The sequence below is a fragment of the Synergistaceae bacterium genome, assembly GCA_017450125.1.
In the GTDB taxonomy this organism is placed as follows: Bacteria; Synergistota; Synergistia; order Synergistales; family Aminobacteriaceae; genus JAFUXM01.
Window position 1 is genome coordinate 76,608 of record JAFSWZ010000013.1, and the last position, 18,081, is coordinate 94,688.

The following is an 18,081-nucleotide window of genomic DNA, read 5'->3' on the forward strand; positions in this document are numbered from 1 at the left end:
AGACATGCTTCACAGAAAATCTCAGCCTGACCTTATACCTGCAATGTTCCTCTCCACAGCAATAGCCATGATATTCACCCAGCTTGCGGGCTACGGGGCTGTGCTTATTGACGGCATAATCACCAGCAGAGTTCTGGGCTCTCAGGCATATTCCGGCGTATCTCTGCTCGGGCCGTTCAACGGAATAGTCCTGCTGTTCAGCGGAGCAGTCTCAGTGAGCGCGCAGGTAGTGAGTTCTCAGGCCATCGGTCGCGGAGACAGGGACACCGCCAATTCTGCCTTCACTGTTGCGCTGATAATTGATGCCCTGTTCGCACTGGTGCTAGTTATGCTGTGCATTCTCTGGCCGGACGGACTGCTCAACATCTGCGGAGTGTCGCAGGCTTCTCATCCGTCAATCTATCCCCACATGCTGGGCTACCTCAGAGGCTACATGTCGGGAATACCCTTCATCATGCTGATACAGGTCATCGGGCCGATTATCGTCATGGACAGCGGAAAAGCCCTGTTCACGTCGTCGGCCTTCGTGCTGTTTGTGGGGGACATAGCCGGTGATTTGCTGAATGCGTTTGTCTTTCACGGCGGAACGTTCGGGATGGGGATTGCGACTTCTGCGGCGTACCTGCTTCAGGCTCTGGTGCTTCTCCCTCACTTCCTGCGAAAAAACTCATACTTCAGGACTTCGCTAAAAGCCTTCACGTTCGGACAGCTCCCCGAAATGCTCAGGGCAGCATCACCGGCTTTCACGCTGAAACTTGCTACAGCCCTCCGAGACTTGGCCGTCAACAGGATAAACATCTATGTAGCTCTCTCGACGGCGGCAATTGCGGCGCGCGGAATGCAGAACGACTTGAACACGGTGCTTTTCTGCATAGGTCTGGGCATCGGAAAGACGCTGGTAACCATGACGGGTATCTTTTACGGTGCAGAGGACAGGCAGGGTCTAACGCGGCTGTTCAACTACGCGATGAAGTTATCAGTGATTATCTCCGGCACAGTCGGCGCAATAGTCTTCTTCGCCGCTACATGGATAGCGCAATGTTTCACGTCAGAACCCGAAGTTGTGGAGCTCTCGGCGTTCAGCATAAGGTGCATGGCGTTAGGGCTGGTGCCAGACACGTTGTCGCTAGCCTTTCACGACTACCTGCAGGGCATAAACCAGCGGACTATGGTGAACGTCATCAACTTCAGCGACAGGTTCATTATCCCTGTAGGGACTGCGTTTGTGATGGGCATGTTATTCGGCTCGAAGGGCATCATGGCATCAATAGCTGTCGGCAAAGTAATTCTGCTGGTCTTTTTGGCGGTGATTGTCTACGTCCGCACGGGCTCATTGAGGGACTGCATGTTCCTTCCCGACGGCTTCGGAGGTTCTCAGGCTGACAACATGTACGCATCAATCTCCTCAATGGACGACGTGTCGCGCGAGAGCTTAAGAGCCGAGTCATTCTGCCTTGAGCACGGAATTAGCGCAGAGAAGGCACAATTGATGTCGCTGTTCGTTGAGGAAGCGGCCGGAAACATCATCGCTCACGGCAAGCCCAAACGCTGGCACAGTCTCAGAGCCGATTACAGGTTATCCCTGAACGGCGGGAAAATCTGCCTGACCCTGCGGGACTGCTGCGAGCACTTCGACATCTCAGCTTTCTACCGTGCCCACAAAGACGACTCCGGCGAGAACGTGCCGGGAATGCGCATCCTAATGAAGCTGGCTGACGATGTGAGGTACTTCAACGCGTTCAGCAGCAACAACATCATGATATACATTGACACAAAGGAGAAGGAGAGGACACATGAGGGAAGTTAGTATTGAGGGCTGCCCGGTTATAGGCACGGGCACATTCGGCAAAGTCTACAGGCTTGACGCTGATACTGTGGTGAAAGTCTACGATGACCCCGCAAACCTGCCCCTTATAGAGACTGAGCAGGAAAGATCTCGGCGGGCGTTTATCAGGGGCATTCCGACGGCGATACCGTTCGGGATTGCGAGAGTAGGAGACAGTTACGGCTCAATGTTCGAGCTTATAGAGGCGCGCAACTGCAACGACTTCATAGCCGCACACCCGGAGAAGGCCGACAAGCTCATAGAGGAATACGCCGGGTTCATCAGGAAACTTCACGCAGTCAAAGCCAAGCCCGGAGAGTTCCCGGATGTCCGCAAGGTCTACACAGACTACCTCGAGTGCATCAAGCAGTATCTGCCTGAGGACATTTACGCTGGGCTTGAAAGTTTCGTTACAGCTGTGCCGGAAGAGGCGGGGCTTGTTCACGGTGATATCCAGATGAAAAACGTAATGCTCTCCAACGGCGAGATGATGCTAATCGACATGAACACGCTCAGCGCAGGAAATCAGCTGTTCGAGTTCGCCGGAGACAGCAGGGACATTCAGATTCTTGCGTGGATGAGGTTTCTTCATGTCGTGATGATTGAGCTTTCCTCGCCCGACAGTTTCATGATTGCACCGACAATCGACAAGTTAAGGAGGCTTCTTGACAAGTGAGAATATACGTTAATACGTGCGTCCTTCCGAGATGCAGGCTCGAGACGGCCAAGATTTACCGCGATGAATTTGGGGATGATTTGCGCTTTGAGATTCTGCCGATGTTCGACCTGCCGGAGTTCGAGGCAAACCTTGCGGCCAATCTGGACTTCTTCCGTGAAGGAACTGTGAGCTTTCACGAGCCTGTTTTCTGCGTTGAGCACACCGCCCCGAAGGGCACGCCGGAATACGCTGAATCAATGCGGCACATCATGCTGACCAAGAAATACGCGGACATTCTGCACCCTGAGCACATGGTCTATCACCTCAACAACTGCGCAGTACCCCCCTCCGCCAAAGACGCGATGCTGAGCACGTCCCTCGCCAATCTCGAGGAGATACGGGAAATCTTCTCCGGCGTTCAGATTTTTGTGGAGAACACCGGCACAGACATCAAGGGCGACAAGCTGTTAGACCAGCAGGAGTTCACTGACTTGTGCAGGGAGAAGAGCTTTGACGTGCTGATAGACATCGGGCACGCACACGCAAATTCATGGGACATCAGGAAGCTCATTGCTGACCTGAAGCCGCAGATACGCGCATTCCACCTTCACAACAACGACGGAGTTCATGACCTGCACAACAGAATTAATGACGGGACGCTGGACTTTGCGGAAGTCATGACCTGTATCCGCGCGCAGGTTCCTGAAGCAGACCTAATCATAGAGTACACGAGGCCGGAATATCACGGCCAGCCGTTAATGGAGGACATCAGGACATTATGCAGGATGATATGAGAGAGGCACGGTTAGCCTATATTTTCGCGAACATGGCTGACGCTGTGTGCATCACCAGAAAGAACGGTGCTGTGCTATACGTCAACAACAGCGCGGCACAACTCTTCAGCCTCAGCCGTTACGACGGAATGAAGATATGGGACGTTATCCGCTTCACAGAGAAGAATGACGGTATTATCCAGCTCTTCCTCGACGCAGTAACACAGGGCAAGGACATAAATTCGCTTGTCGAGTACGAGGCCAACGACGGAAAAATCTTCAGCCTTCACGTAAATATGACGTACATGGACGATGGGAACGGAATTTTCGTGATGGTAGCAAGAGACCTAACGGAGCTTGTGCGCGTGAACTCTGCTTTTGCACGGTACACCTCGCCGGAAATCGCAAAGTACGTCCTGACCACACCCGGCGGCGAGAAACAGGGAGGCCAGACCCGCGACGTTACCATACTGATGAGCGACCTTCGGGGCTTCACTGCACTGAGCACGAAGCTGCACCCTGATACCCTGATAGCTATACTCAATCACTACTTCGAGGAAATGACCGCAGTAATATCCCGCTGGCACGGCACGGTGATAGAGTTTCTTGGCGACGGAATATTTGTCGTGTTCGGAGCACCTGAGGCTGACCCTGAGCACGCAGAACACGCCGTCTCATGTGCCCTCGAGATGCAGAACGCGATGTCGGGCGTGAACAGCTGGAACGCTTCGCATGGTTATCCTGCGCTGGAGATGGGTATAGGGATAAATTCCGGGCCTGCAGTCGTCGGCAATATAGGTTCAGCGGACAAGATGAAGTATGGCTGTATGGGCGAGACGGTCAACTTGGCCGGACGTACTGAGACCTTCACGACCGGCAGCCAGATATACATCACGGAACGCACTAAGGCCGGGCTTCACTCTGAGCTGTCAGTCTCAGAGGAACAAAGTTTCATGCCCAAAGGTACGGCCAGCCCCATGAAGATATTTGCGGTCGACGGGCTGGGTGATGTTCACATGACGCACAAAGAATACGTGATGAGGGACACTGTGCGCAAACCAGAGGTAAAATTCTTCAGGATTACCGGCGCAAAGAACGTTGACGGTGAAGAATGCACAGGCCGAGTTCTGAAGCTGTCTGACGATGAACGCTATGCAGTCATCGAGAGCGGTAATCACGTCGACGCGCTGCAAAACATCGTGATAAATACTGACGGGGGACTGCTTTACGCAAAGGCTGTCAGTGTCAGCGGACGGCAAATCACAATCTGCTTCACCTCCAAGCCCGACAATTTCCCCTCGTGGGTCAAAAGCCTGTTTTAGCCCTCACCAACGCACAATGAAAACGGCCTCCCCATTCTCGGAGAGACCGTTTTTGTTTCCGCCTTGTTACTCTTTTCCCCAGTCCAAGCCTTTGAAGGCTTCCGCGAACGGGGTGTAATTTCCTTCTTCCGAGTCGTCCTCGTAACCTGTAACATCCTTATCGCGGTGAGGGTAATTCTTTCCGCCCTTGCGGTCTCTGCGGTCGCCTCTCTCGGAACGGTCTCCCCTAAGCTCGGGTCTGCCTTCCGCCTCAGGTGCTGCCTCCTTCACAGGTTCGGGCTCAAGCGCGCTGAGGGACAGCCTCATTCTGCGCTGTGCCTGGTCAACCTCGAGGATGCGCGCCGTAATTTCTTGGCCTTCCGTGAGAACGTCAGCGGGCTTCTCCACTCTCTTGCGGCTGAGCTGGGAGATGTGGATAAGTGCCTCAACGCCCTCTTCGAGCTCCACGAACGCCCCGAACTCCGCCAGACGCACAACCTTTACGGGCACGTCCTGACCCTTGACGTAACGCTTGTCGATGTCCGCCCACGGGTCATTGAGCTGCTTGCACCCGAGACTGATGCGGCGTTTCTCCTGGTCTGCCTCGAGAACGAGAACCTCGAGCTCCTGCCCTCTGCGAAGGACATCACGCGGCTTCTTGATGCGCGCCCAGCTGATGTCTCCGACGTGCACGAGGCCTTCAATGCCCGGCTCAAGCTCAACGAACGCCCCGAAGTCCGTGAGGTTCGTTACCGTGCCTTTCATGACATCGCCCTTGTGGATGCGCTCGCTCATGGTGTCCCACGGGTCGCCGGTTACCTGCTTGATGCTGAGGGAAATCCTGTCCTTGTCGCGCTCGATACCGATGACCTTCACCTTAACCTTGTCGCCCTTCTTGAACATGTCGCGTATCTTCACGTTGCGCTTCCACGTGAGCTCCGTAACATGAACGAGGCCGTCAAGCTCGCCGAGATTTACGAACACGCCGAAGTCCGTCAGGCTCGACACTTCACCTTCTACGATGTCGCCCTCATGAACTCTCTCGTAGAACTTGGCCTTACGCTCGTTCTCTGCTTCCTCGAGGAGCTCGCGGCGCGAGAACACAAGCCTGTGCTTCCTCTTGTCGTGGTCGAGTACCTTGACCTTTATGTTCTGGCCGACGAAGTTCGACGGGTTAGCTCCTCTGCCTGCAAGCGTGAGGTGAGATACGGGGATGAACCCCTCGAGCCCGAAGCTGTCCACCATGAGCCCGCCCTTGACACGGCTCACACCGCGAACCTGCATCACGGGGCTTTCCTTTACGGCTGCCTCGAGTGCTTCCCATCTCCTGTCGAACTCGTGCCTCCAGCGCGACAGCAATAACTGTGCTTCTTCGCCGTCTCTTACGCTGACTACTTCAACTTCTATCTGGTCGCCCGCTTTAGGTTCAGGGCCGGTCTCGATGAGCGCGTGATTGGTGTACTCCTTCTCGGGAAGAACGCCCTCGCACTTAAACCCTACGTCGACGATGAAACCTGCGTCCGTCTTGCCTACTACCGTGCCCGTAAGTATCTGCCCCTTGCGAAGCCTCACCGCGCTGCCGTACTGGTCGAGGAGTTCCCCCATGTTTTCCGGCTCATGCTGTGCTTCTGCCTGTGCACCTTCCGACTGGACGGGTGCTGTGTCTTCCGCTGCTGCAGCTTCCTGTGCTGTTAATTCCTGCTGATCCATGATGTGAATCAAACCCCCTATTACTGCCTATTTGTGCGCTATTATGTTACGTATTTTATCGATAAGCCACCCGGGCGTGCTTGCTCCGGCGGCAATACCAATCCTGTTTTTACCCGTGAACCAGTTGCGATTTTCCTCCAGCTCGTCCTCGTCCTCTACCCATAACACACTTACTCCCTCAGAAGCTATTATGTCCCTCAGCTTGCCGGTGTTCGCGCTCTCTCTTCCGCCAATCAGCACCACTCCGTCAACATTGCTGTCTCTGACGAGTGCGCGTGCACTTGCCTGACGTTCGGCCGTAGCCTTGCAGATTGTGTTGCACACGTGGAGCTCCGAGCACTTCATTGAAAGAAGCCCTGCTACCTTCGCCAGGCGTTCTTCTCTCTGCGTAGTCTGCGAGACCAGTGCGATTCTCGGATGTCTGGTGATGTGAGCTGCCTCTTCCTCATCCGCCGCAACGTCGACGGTTTCAGGATGTGCAGTGTGCCCGAGAATGCCCTTGATTTCGGGATGGTTCTTGTCTCCCAGAAGAACGATGTGATAGTTCAGCTTCTCCCATTCCGCCGCCATGTCCTGAGCCTTCTTGACGAAAGGGCACGTCATGTCATCGACAACTGCACCCTTCGCCGAAAGTTCCGCCAGCACCTCGAGCGGCTCGCCGTGAGCGCGAATGAGCACCCTTGCTCCGGCGGGGATGTCCTCAGCCGAACGTGCTACCTTCAGCCCCATAGCCTCAAGGCGTGCAACTTCCTGCGGGTTGTGGATGGGAAGCCCTATCGTCCAGACCTCCGGCGTGTCGCGAAGGGCTGCCTCTATTGCGTCGACTGCACGCTTCACCCCGAAACAGAAACCGGCATGTTCCGCCATAACCGTTATCATTCGTGAGCTTCTCCGTGCATGTGATGTGTTATAGCCTCTATGATTTCTTCCTCGTGATTTGACGCGGACATGTCAAACCAGACTGCGGGCGTGAACTTCTTGAACCACGTCTGCTGTCTCCGGCAGAATGCCTTTGTCCGTGAGATTGTCTGCTCAAGTGCCTGCTCCAGTGTCAACTTCCCGCGATGATGCTCGATGAGTTCCTTGTAGCCCAAGCCCTTCAGCGGGTTGAACCTCTCATCAAAACCGTGCGACAGAAGCCAGCTTATTTCTTCAGGGAAACCCTCCGAGAACTCCTGCTCAAGCCGTATCTCTATGCGCGAGAACAGTTCTTCCCTCGCCCGCGACAGCCCGACGTACAGCACATCGAAGCCGTAATCACGTTTGCTGCCTTCCTGATAGAGCTGTGAGGGAGCTTTCCCCGTCAAGTCCCATATCTCCAGAGCCCGCGTTACTCTCTGAACGTCATTCTTGTGGAGCCTTCCCGCCGTCTCGGGGTCAACCTCAGCCAGCCTCATGTGAAGCAGCTCTGCTCCCTGAGAGTTGGCGAGCGTCTCGTACTTCTCCCGAACCTCAGAGTCAGACGGCAGCTCTTCATTCAGCACAGCGTGAAACAGCGCGTTGTAGTAGAACGGAGTTCCGCCGACGAACAGCGGGATACGTCTGCGCGCAAGAATACGCGATGCCGCACGTGATGCTTCTTCTGCGAAGTCTGAGACGGTGAATTTTTCGTCGGGGTCGGCAATGTCTATCATGTGGTGTGGAATTTCACGGCGCAACGCAGGCGAAATCTTGTCAGTGCCAACGTCCATGTAGCGATACACCTGACGTGAATCTACTGATATGATTTCAGCGTTTAGTTTCTCTGCAATGGATAAGCTGAGCGCAGTTTTGCCTACCGCTGTAGCTCCGATTAAAGCAACCACAGGCTGCCGATTCATAAAAATGCTAATGACCTCTTGACGCGAAATAGAATTGATGCGGTGATTATAGCATAAATCGTGAAACTGCGAGTGTATAATTAGCCAATCCGTTACATGAAGGAGACGAACTGTGATGAAGAAGTATCCTCCCCTCGAGATAGTTGCGCCGGTAGTGTTCGCGGTAGTGTTTGCGGTTACGCTGATATACTCGCGGTTCGAGCCGCATGTTGAGGACGTGGACGCGTCGTACGTCAAGGCCAACACCGGGAAAGCAGGCTACGTGCTGGTTGACGTGAGGAGCGAGGAGGTTTTTGAGGGAGCGTCTCCGATGCCTGGAGTTCCTGGCGGGCACATTCCTGGAGCAGTGAACTTTCCGCTCGATGACCTGAAGATTGCGGCACCAGCGGCGGCACTGGCCAAGACGGGCATCGTGAAGGACAGGACGGTGATACTGTACTGTAACACCGGGACAGCGGCGGGGAAGTTCGCTGATGCGTTGATCCGGCACTTCAACTTTTCGCCCTCGCGCCTGAAGAACTATCGCGGCAGCATGCGGGATTGGTCAAGGTACTCGTCGAACCCTCTGTTGCCGAAAGACCACGAGACCGGCCTTCCCGACGCAGTGAAGCCGCTGACACTCGGGGGCAAATGACGGATAATAATTATCGGGAGATGATTCGTAATTGGCAGTACCAATCTTAGACCTAAAGCGTTCGTTCAGTGAGATAAAGCCGGAAGTTTCTGCGGCGGTAGAGAGAGTGTTTGCCTCGCAGGGATTTATTCTCGGGCGTGAAGTCAGTGTGTTCGAGAAGCACTGCGAGAAGTATCTCGAGATTCCAGAAGGCTCGTGTGTTGGCTGTGCGTCGGGTACAGATGCATTGCTTCTTGCTCTGATGGCCGAAGACCTCAAGCCCGGCGACGAAGTAATCACAACGCCGTTCACGTTCTTTGCGACGGCGGGGGCGATTGCGCGTCTCGGAGGAGTGCCGGTGTTCGTGGACGTTGACCCTGTAACGTACAACATCGACCTTCAGCAGGTGATGGACAAAGTTACGGATAGAACGAGAGTTTTTCTGCCTGTGCACTTGTTCGGACAGATGACACCGCTTGAAGAGATAATCCCCCAGCTTCACGGCAAGGGCATCAAGGTCATCGAGGACTCGGCTCAGGCTTTCGGTGCGACGCGCAACGTCAATGACGAGATTACGCGCGCAGGATGCGTCGGTGATGTTGGGTGCTACTCGTTCTTCCCGACGAAGAATCTCGGGGGCTGCGGGGACGGCGGAATGGTAGTCTCTCGCGACAAGGACACTGCGGAACGTTTGCGCCGTCTTCGTGTTCACGGTTCAGGGACGACGTACTACCACGACGAGATAGGCATAAACAGTCGGCTTGATGCGATTCAGGCGGCAATACTGGACATCAAGCTCCGCCACCTCGACGAGTGGAACGAACAGCGCAGAAAGTCAGCCGAGTACTACAAGCTGCTGTTCAAGGCGAAGGGGCTTCATGAGTTCGTGAGCGTCCCTGAGGAACTGCCCGGCAACGTGCACATCTGGCATCAGTACGTAGTGAGGGTCAAGGAGAGGCGCGATGAGCTGATGAGCTTCCTTGAGGATAAGGGAGTGAGCGTGAGGGTGTATTATCCCCTGCCGCTGCACCTTCAGCCGTGCTTCAGGTATCTGGGTTACGCGGAAGGAAGCCTGCCGGTCAGCGAGGAGCTGTCGCGTGAGGTTATGGCCTTGCCGGTGTATCCCGGCCTGACGCAGGAGGAACAGGAAGAAGTAGTGGTGAGAATAGCAGAGTTCTTCACGAAGTAATCTGATACAATACCTCCATAAATCCCCCAACATTCAGCTTAATATGGAGGTATTGTTTTATGGTCAACCACGAACTCAACCGGCTGTTAGCCTTTGCGCTTCACCACCAGCTTATCACGCCCGCCGACAAGATATGGGCGGCAAATTCGCTCATCGGGATACTCGGCATCCACGACTTCCAGCCCGAAGACATCAGCGAGACGTTCGGGACATCGCCGGACAGCATCTTGGCCAGGATTCTTGACTGGGCGGCAGAAAATCACCTCATCGAGAACACAGAGACCGAGCGCGACCTTCTCGACACGGAATTAATGGGGGCACTCACACCCAGACCTTCCGACGTGATCGAGAGGTTCAACGCCCTGCGTGCACAGTCCCCCGTAGCGGCAACTGATTACTTCTACGCGCTGGGAGTGTCGTCGAACTACATACGTTCCGAGCGCACGGCCAAGAACATCTGCTGGAAGAGTGCGACGGAGTTCGGGGAGCTCGACATCACGATAAACATGAGCAAGCCCGAGAAAGACCCGCGCGACATTGCGAAGGCCAAGACGATAAAGGCGACCGGCTACCCGAAGTGCCTGCTCTGCAAGGAGAACGAGGGCTTCTACGGTCATCACGGCCACCCTGCGCGACAGAACATCAGGCTTATCCCCGTAGAGCTTGAGGGGCGTGAATGGTATTTCCAGTACTCGCCCTACAGCTACTACAACGAACACTGCATTGTGCTCGACGGCAATCACGTGCCCATGCTCATCAGCCACGAGACGTTCAGCAACCTCTTTGCGTTCATCACGGAGTTTCCTCATTACTTTGTGGGCTCGAATGCAGATTTGCCCATCGTCGGGGGCTCGATACTCTCACACGACCACTATCAGGGAGGGCGTTACGTCTTCGCGATGAACACAGCTCCGTTCGAGCGTCAGTACGAGTACGGTGATAGTGGGGTAACAGTGGGACGCATAAAGTGGCCGATGAGTGCGGTGCGCCTGCGTTCGGCAGACCCCGAGAAGCTGATACCGTTAGCGGACAAGATTCTTTCTGCGTGGCGCGAATGGACGGACGAGAGCGTGGGAGTGTTAGCGTATTCCGACGGCGAGCCCCACAACACGATCACGCCGATTGCGCGGAGGCACGGTACGGACTACGAGCTTGACCTTGTGCTCAGGAACAACAGAACGAGCGAAGAGCACCCGCTGGGCATTTTCCACCCTCACGCAGAAGTTCACCACATCAAGAAAGAGAACATAGGGCTGATTGAGGTAATGGGCTTGGCGGTTCTTCCTGCGAGGCTGAAGAGTGCTCTGGAGAAGATATGCGCGGCGTGGCTTGAGGGGAAAGAGAGTTTGCCGTCAGAGCTTGAGGCGCATGACGTGTGGTACAGAGGCCTTCGGAAGAAGCACGAGGGCTTGAGCGGCGAGACGGAGACGCGGGAGATGCTGCGCTCTGAGGTCGGGCACGTGTTCGCGCAGGTTCTGACGGACAGCGGGGTCTACAAGAGAACGCCGGAAGGTACGGCGGCATTCGACAAATTCATGACGGAGGTATTGCGGTAATGGAGAAGGAGAGATTTTATCGTTACGTGGGCAACAGCGGGCAGGTTTACGGTGTCCGCAGGGTAATTCTGGACGAAGGCAACGCACGCGGAATAGCAATCTATCAGGTCAAGACTGCTGGCGGGCTTACGCTTGACATTCTGCCGGACACGGGGCTGGACATCGGAAATCTGCGCTACAAAGGCGTGAACATCAGCTACATGACGAAGAACGGCTACGACTCTCCCGCACGGTTTCTGCCTGTAAGCGGCGAGTTCGGGCGGTACTTCCCGGGCGGAATGCTCTTCACGTGCGGCTTGCTTTCTGCGGGCCCGGAGAACACCGACACCGACGGCAACGGTGAATTTCAGCCGCTTCACGGACGCTATCACGGACAGAGCGCAAAAGGCCTGTACGGTTACGTTGACGGGGAGAACATCATTGTCGGCGGAGAGGTCAGGGAGACAGAGCAGGGTGGACACAACTTCAGCGTGAAGAGACGGTACACGATTCCCGTCTGGGGAAGCGAGCTCACGATTGAGGACGAGATCACGAACCTCACGCCCGCACCCGTAGAATACATGATGCTGTACCACATGAATTTCGGCTGGCCGATGCTGAGCGAACATGCAGTCCTCGAGCTTCCGGCCAAGCGCAAGGTTACACCCCGCACGCCCTACGCCGCCGCAAACATCAGCACACAATGCGAGTTCCCTGCACCGATTGACGGCGAGGAGGAGCAGGTCTTCTTCAACGAGATGGAGAGCGAGCCTTACGCGCGCCTGAAGAACCCTGAAGTGGGCCTGTGCGCGGAGATTACGTGGTCGCTGGACACTCTGCCCATCCTTGCGCAGTGGAAGAACCCGGCGAGCGGTGATTACGTGATGGGGCTTGAGCCGTCGAACTGCTACATCATGGGACGCGCGAACGAGAGGAAGGAAGGCAGGCTTCAGAAGCTCGGTGCGTTTGGGAGCGTCAAGCATTGCGTGAGGCTTAAGCTGTCGGAAATTTAGCGTGTTCATAGGGTATAATTACACTTATCCAGCGGGTAAAACTAGATAGCAAACTTAACGAGGGAGTGATGAATTTTGAGTCGCCTCAGCATTACTAACGAGACAAAAGCTCAGGCAACCGTCGAATCGCTTCACAAGGATCTTGAACGCAGAGTAACGGGAGCACCTCCCGGCCTGTGTCCGTTGGACCTTGCGAGCAGTTACCTGAAGGTGTGTTCAGCGCAGACGTGCGGAAAGTGCGTGCCCTGCCGCGTAGGGCTTCCCCAGCTCGAGATGCTGATTGATGACCTCATTGACGGCAAGGGAGACATGTCCACCGTTGCGACAATCGAGCGTACAGCCGAGACAATCGCCGACTCTGCGGACTGCGCAATAGGTTACGAGGCCGCCAACATGGTGTTGAAGGGCGTGAAGGGCTTCCGTGATGACTACGTAGCCCACGCAAGTGAAGGCCACCACTGCACAGCAGACGGCTTCCACGCAGTGCCGTGCGTTACGCTGTGCCCCGCGCACGTCGACATCCCGGGCTACATCGCGCTGGTCAACGCCGGACGTTACGCCGACGCAGTGAGGCTCATCCGCAAAGATAACCCGTTCCCGAGCGTGTGCGCAATGGTCTGCGAGCATCCCTGCGAGAACAAGTGCCGCCGCCGTATGGTTGACGACGCAATCAACATCAGAGGGCTCAAGCTCTACGCGATTGACCATTCAGGACACGTGCCGGTATACCGCGACGGCGAGAAGCCAGCACCTGCAACAGGCAAGAAAGTCGCAATAATCGGCGGAGGCCCGAGCGGAATCAGTGCCGCGTACTATCTCGGAATGATGGGCCACAGCGTGGAAATCTTCGAACAGCGCAAACATCTCGGCGGAATGCTCCGCTACGGCATCCCGTCATACCGTCTGCCCAGAGAGATTCTCCATGACGAGATAGAGACCCTGCTTACGGCCGGAGACATCAAGGTTCACAGAGAAGTATCCGTAGGCGGAAAAGACTTTCCCCTGTCAAAGCTCCGTGAAGAGTTCGACGCAGTATATATCGCAATCGGAGCACACACCGACAAGACCTTAAAGATTCCCGGCGAGGACGCACAGGGCGTAATGTCAGCTGTTGCGCTTCTGAGGAGAATCGGTGATGAGGACTTCCCGAACTTCAAGGGCAAGAAGGTCGTAGTTGTCGGAGGCGGAAATGTCGCTATGGACTGCGCACGTTCATCACTCAGGCTCAACGCGGACAAGGTTACGCTGGCTTACCGCAGGCGCAAGGACGACATGACTGCACTTGCTGAAGAAGTCGAGGCAACAGAGGTTGAGGGCTGCGAGATTCTGGAACTTGCCGCACCGCTTAAGGTTGAAGTCGGCGAGGACGGAAAGGCCAAAGCACTCTGGGTGAAGCAGCAGATGATAAGCAACATCAAGGGCGGCCGTCCCGCACCCAAAGACGCGAGCGCAGAGCCTATTAGAATCGAGGCAGATATTATCGTCGTCGCAATCGGACAGGGCATCGACAGCTACAACTTCGAACAGTCAGGCATCGCAGTGAAGTGGGGATGCATTGAGGCATTCGAGAGCGAGGCAGTCAAGGGCGACAACATGGCCGGAGTGTTCTCGGGCGGCGACTGCGTGTCGGGCCCCGCAACAGTCATCCGTGCAATCGCGGCAGGCAAAGTCGCGGCGGCAAACATTGATGAGTATCTCGGCTTCCACCATCCGATTACGCTTCCCGTAGAGATTCCTGACCCCGTACCTCACAACAGGGCTGCGTGCGGCCGCGTGAAGATGCGCGAACGTCCGATAGACCAGCGTATCCACGACTTCAAGCTGGTTGAGCAGGGCATGACGCAGGAAGAGATGGAGCAGGAGTCGAACAGGTGCTTGCGGTGCGACTATTACGGCTTCGGAAAATTCAGAGAGGGGCGTGAGTTCGAATGGTAAACGCGACGATTAACGGAAAAGCGATTCAGGTCCCGGAGAACACGACGATACTTGAAGCCGCGAAGCTCAACCACATAACAATACCTCACCTGTGCTACCTGAAGAAGGTCAACGAGATAGGCGCGTGCCGTGTGTGCGTAGTCGAGCTCGAGGGACAGGACAGGCTGGTATCATCCTGCAACACAATCGTTCAGGAAGGCATGAAGATTCTCACGAACAGCCCCAAAGCCCGCCAGGCCAGACGCATAAACGTAGAGCTTATCCTTTCCCAGCACAATGCCCGCTGTGCCGAGTGCGTGAGGTCGGGGAACTGCGAGCTCCAGACGACAGCAAACGATTTGGGCATCAACACCTTCCCGTATCATGAGGACATTGCGGCGTTCGACTGGAACAATGATTTTCCGCTGATTCGCAACGCCAGCAAGTGCATCAAGTGTATGCGCTGCGTCCAGATATGCGACAAGGTACAGGCTATGCACGTCTGGGACATCGCGAAGACCGGCTCGCGCACGACGGTTGACGTAACGGGCGGGCAGGACATCACTAAGGTAGACTGCACGGTCTGCGGACAGTGCATTACGCATTGCCCTGTAGGTGCGCTCGTTGAACGCGACGACACCCAGAAGGTGCGTGATGCGTTCGCGTCGAAGGAGAAGATAATGATAGCCTCAGTAGCTCCGGCAGTCAGAACATCATGGGGCGAACAGCTCGGCCTCACCCACGAAGAGGCTTCACAGAACAGGCTTGCGGCGGCATTGCGTGCTGTAGGGTTCGACTACGTTTTCGACACGGACTTTTCTGCTGACCTCACGATTATGGAGGAAGCCAGCGAGTTCGTCGAGAAACTCAAGGCCTCTCTTGCGGGTAAGCCGGTGAAGTTCCCGATGTTCACATCATGCTGTCCGGGCTGGGTGAGGTTCATAAAGATGGAGTTCCCGGATTTAGTGCCCCAGCTGTCGAGCGCGAAATCACCCCAGCAGATGTTCGGAGCAATCATCAAGTCGTGGTACGCCCAGATTCTGGGAGTTGAGCCGGACAAGATTTATCACGTGTCATTCATGCCCTGCACGGCCAAGAAGTATGAATGCGACGTGGAATGCATGAACAGTTCCGGCGCGCGTGATGTTGATGTTGTTCTGACAGTGAGGGAGCTTGACCGCCTCATCAGGTCTGAGGGCATCGACGTTAAGGCTCTCGAGGAGTCGGAGTTTGACGCTCCTCTTGGGACTGCATCAGGAGCAGGACACATCTTCGGGACGACCGGCGGCGTAATGGAAGCGGCACTGCGTACGGCGTACTACCTTGTTACGGGCAGCAACCCCGACCCGAACGCGTTCCGTTATGTGCGCGACTACGACGGCTTTAAGGAAGCGACGTTCGAGATTGCTGGAACGAAGCTGAAGATCGCGGTAGTTCACGGGCTCGGAAACATCCGCAAGCTCTGCGAGGACGTACAGAGCGGGAAGGCGCAGTATGACTTCATCGAGTGCATGGCGTGCCCGACAGGATGCGCTGGCGGTGGCGGACAGCCCATCGAGGAAGGACAGGAGCTCGGCGAAGGCAGAGGAAGAATCCTTCTCGACATGGATCGCGCAATGAACCTCCGCTTCTCGCACGAGAATCCGAGCATCAAGCAGTGCTATGCTGAGTATCTCGGAGCACCGCTGGGCGAGAAGTCGCATCATCTTCTCCACACCGACCAGGCCAAGTGGGAGCTGTGGAAGTAGGACGAACGTTATCCCCTCGTCAATTACGGCGGGGGGAAATTTTCACAGGAAGGACGGTTGACAAAACGATAATGAGTAACATAATGGACTCAGGACTCAGGACTCAGGACGAACTGTGCGCTGATATAAATCCTGAAGCTCCACAGTCCGAAGACCACGCAATGAGTCGCGGCGAGTTTGAGGAAATGCTGGAGACACAGAGTGCACATTGGTGGTTCGAAGGCAGACGCAGAGTCATAGACAGAATAATACGCAAAAAGATATTCTTTTCACAAACTCCCCACATACTGGAAATAGGCAGCGGAACAGGCGCAAATCTGGGCATATTGTCCCGATACGGCCATGTTACGGCGATGGAGCTGGATGATTACGCGCGCAGCGCAATACAGGAAAGTTCCCTTATTGCAAAAGTTAAGGGCTGGCTTCCGAACGGTCTTGATGAGATTAACGGAAAAACTTTCAGCCTTATATGTATGTTCGATGTTCTGGAGCATATTGAGGACGACGGAGCTGCACTCGAAGCCCTGAAGCCATATGTTGCGCGTGGGGGCTTCCTCTTTGTCACTGTGCCAGCGTATCAATGGATGTTCAGCGCACACGATAAGAGAATGGGGCATTACAGGCGTTACACTAGGACGCACCTCAAGAGGCTTATATCATCACACGGCTTCACAGTAACTTATTCAGGCTATATGAACACATTTCTTTTCCCGCTCATGGCATTAGGGCGTGCTTTCAACAAGAGCGGTACGGGAATACCTGGTTTCGGACTGAACAAGATACTCACTGCAATATATTCATTCGAATCGCTGTTTGTGCCGTCAATATCACTGCCATTCGGAGGGAGCGTTGTAGCTGTTTGCCGTCTGTAATTTATCAGCATCCCCCGAGATCTTAACGGGGGATATTTTTTTGCCCGTCCTCTCGTGTAAAATATACCCCATCATGAACAATTCGCGCATACTTGAACTTTATTCACGCCTTCGCACGGATGCTGACGCTCTGACGTTCACGCCTCCTGTCGAGTGCGTCTATAATCCTCTGCGTTACGCTTGGGACGGTTTCACGCAGTACCTTCATCTGTGCCCGGACAATCCCCGCACCGTCTTTCTCGGAATGAACCCCGGCCCGTACGGCATGGCTCAGACAGGAGTCCCATTCGGCGAGGTTGACGCAGTCAGAGACTTTCTCGGCATCAGCAGGATTGACGCTGTTCCTCCTGAGCATCAGCACCCATCTTACCCTGTCAAAGGCCTCGAGTGTTCACGTTCAGAGGTCAGCGGACGCAGGCTCTGGGGGCTCTTCAGGGAGCGTTTCGGCACAGCAGAAGCCTTCTTCCGTGAGAACATCGTCCTGAACTACTGCCCGTTACTGTTCATCGAACAAGGCCGCAACCTCACTCCCGACAAGCTCCGCAAGCCCGAACAATCAGCCCTCTTCGCGCTCTGTGATGAGTGCCTCAAAGGTGTAGTAGCCGAACTCAGGCCTGAAGTTGTCGTCGGAGTTGGAGCGTTCGCAGAGAAGAGAGCACGGGAGGCGTTGAAGGGCGTAAAGGTTGTGAGGATTCTGCATCCAAGCCCGGCATCACCTGCGAGCAATAATGACTGGGCCGGAAAAGTTACACAGCAGCTTATAGATTCGGGGGTATGGCAATGAGTTACGAGGACAAGAGCAGCTTCATCCGTGTACGCGCGCTCATCAGCGGCAGGGTTCAGCACGTGGGCTACCGTTATTGGGCGTTCGAGCAGGCAGAGAGGTTAGGGCTGACAGGAAGCGTCGAGAACCTCTCTGACGGACGGGTCGAGGTAGTGTTTCAGGGAGTGCCTGAGTGCGTCGCCGAGATGAAGGAGAAGCTGAAGCAGGGGCCGAGCATGGCAGTCGTTAAGCAGGTAATCTTTTACCGCGAAAGGGTCAAGGAAGAGGAGACATATTTCGGCCCGGTGTATTAAGTCAACTGCGTGTGTTATCATTTGCTGTATTCC

16 protein-coding genes are annotated in these 18,081 nt (G+C 55.2%); 13 read left to right on the forward strand and 3 right to left on the reverse strand.

What is annotated here, in order from left to right:
• Positions 1-4: 4 nt before the first annotated feature.
• From IJT02_02270 to IJT02_02285, 4 genes are read left to right on the forward strand one after another with little or no spacing between them, the layout of a single operon-like run.
• Positions 5-1,807, forward strand: coding sequence for an ATP-binding protein (locus tag IJT02_02270; protein ID MBQ7543745.1), 1,803 nt, complete (start codon positions 5-7; stop codon positions 1,805-1,807).
• Positions 1,794-2,501: a phosphotransferase gene (locus IJT02_02275; protein MBQ7543746.1), complete on the forward strand. Its 708-nt coding sequence runs from the start codon at positions 1,794-1,796 to the stop codon at positions 2,499-2,501. Before IJT02_02270 ends, IJT02_02275 begins: the two co-directional genes overlap by 14 nt.
• Positions 2,498-3,277 carry a TIM barrel protein gene (locus IJT02_02280; GenBank protein ID MBQ7543747.1) on the forward strand — a complete coding sequence of 260 codons (780 nt, stop codon included), beginning with the start codon at positions 2,498-2,500 and terminating at the stop codon, positions 3,275-3,277. The genes IJT02_02275 and IJT02_02280 overlap by 4 nt, the downstream gene beginning before the upstream one ends.
• Positions 3,262-4,578 (forward strand): PAS domain S-box protein, encoded by a 1,317-nt coding sequence (locus IJT02_02285; GenBank protein ID MBQ7543748.1) that lies wholly within the window; start codon positions 3,262-3,264, stop codon positions 4,576-4,578. Before IJT02_02280 ends, IJT02_02285 begins: the two co-directional genes overlap by 16 nt.
• 66 nt (positions 4,579-4,644) lie before the next feature.
• Here IJT02_02285 and IJT02_02290 read toward each other — a convergent pair whose 3' ends face one another.
• Genes IJT02_02290 through miaA form a run of 3 tightly spaced genes read right to left on the reverse strand, consistent with a single transcriptional unit; the run spans position 4,645 to position 8,087 of the window.
• Positions 4,645-6,267 carry a S1 RNA-binding domain-containing protein gene (locus IJT02_02290; GenBank protein MBQ7543749.1) on the reverse strand — a complete coding sequence of 541 codons (1,623 nt, stop codon included), beginning with the start codon at positions 6,265-6,267 and terminating at the stop codon, positions 4,645-4,647.
• 27 nt (positions 6,268-6,294) lie between these two features.
• The gene (ispH, locus tag IJT02_02295; protein MBQ7543750.1) at positions 6,295-7,146 is read right to left on the reverse strand and encodes a 4-hydroxy-3-methylbut-2-enyl diphosphate reductase; all 852 of its coding nucleotides are present in this window, start codon (positions 7,144-7,146) and stop codon (positions 6,295-6,297) included.
• A complete protein-coding gene (gene miaA, locus IJT02_02300; GenBank protein ID MBQ7543751.1) occupies positions 7,143-8,087 on the reverse strand; it encodes a tRNA (adenosine(37)-N6)-dimethylallyltransferase MiaA in 945 nt (314 codons plus the stop codon). The genes ispH and miaA overlap by 4 nt, the downstream gene beginning before the upstream one ends.
• 115 nt (positions 8,088-8,202) lie before the next feature.
• Between miaA and IJT02_02305 the strand changes: the two genes are divergently transcribed.
• The 9 genes from IJT02_02305 (at position 8,203) to IJT02_02345 (ending at position 18,048) form a co-directional block, all read left to right on the forward strand.
• Positions 8,203-8,721, forward strand: a complete 519-nt coding sequence (locus tag IJT02_02305; protein ID MBQ7543752.1) for a hypothetical protein — start codon at positions 8,203-8,205, stop codon at positions 8,719-8,721.
• Between the two features lie 31 nt (positions 8,722-8,752).
• The gene (locus tag IJT02_02310; GenBank protein MBQ7543753.1) at positions 8,753-9,889 is read left to right on the forward strand and encodes a DegT/DnrJ/EryC1/StrS family aminotransferase; all 1,137 of its coding nucleotides are present in this window, start codon (positions 8,753-8,755) and stop codon (positions 9,887-9,889) included.
• 59 nt (positions 9,890-9,948) lie between these two features.
• Positions 9,949-11,445 carry a UDP-glucose--hexose-1-phosphate uridylyltransferase gene (locus IJT02_02315; GenBank protein MBQ7543754.1) on the forward strand — a complete coding sequence of 499 codons (1,497 nt, stop codon included), beginning with the start codon at positions 9,949-9,951 and terminating at the stop codon, positions 11,443-11,445.
• On the forward strand, positions 11,445-12,437 hold the full coding sequence (locus IJT02_02320; GenBank protein MBQ7543755.1) for an aldose 1-epimerase family protein: 993 nt from the start codon (positions 11,445-11,447) through the stop codon (positions 12,435-12,437). Before IJT02_02315 ends, IJT02_02320 begins: the two co-directional genes overlap by 1 nt.
• A 75-nt stretch (positions 12,438-12,512) precedes the next feature.
• Positions 12,513-14,372, forward strand: coding sequence for an FAD-dependent oxidoreductase (locus IJT02_02325; GenBank protein MBQ7543756.1), 1,860 nt, complete (start codon positions 12,513-12,515; stop codon positions 14,370-14,372).
• Complete coding sequence (locus IJT02_02330; protein MBQ7543757.1) at positions 14,366-16,099, forward strand: (2Fe-2S)-binding protein; 1,734 nt, start codon at positions 14,366-14,368, stop codon at positions 16,097-16,099. The genes IJT02_02325 and IJT02_02330 overlap by 7 nt, the downstream gene beginning before the upstream one ends.
• Before the next feature lie 71 nt (positions 16,100-16,170).
• Positions 16,171-16,971: a class I SAM-dependent methyltransferase gene (locus tag IJT02_02335; protein MBQ7543758.1), complete on the forward strand. Its 801-nt coding sequence runs from the start codon at positions 16,171-16,173 to the stop codon at positions 16,969-16,971.
• A 73-nt stretch (positions 16,972-17,044) separates the two neighbouring features.
• Positions 17,045-17,755, forward strand: a complete 711-nt coding sequence (locus IJT02_02340; GenBank protein MBQ7543759.1) for a hypothetical protein — start codon at positions 17,045-17,047, stop codon at positions 17,753-17,755.
• A complete protein-coding gene (locus IJT02_02345) occupies positions 17,752-18,048 on the forward strand; it encodes an acylphosphatase (GenBank protein MBQ7543760.1) in 297 nt (98 codons plus the stop codon). Before IJT02_02340 ends, IJT02_02345 begins: the two co-directional genes overlap by 4 nt.
• Positions 18,049-18,081: the final 33 nt, after the last annotated feature.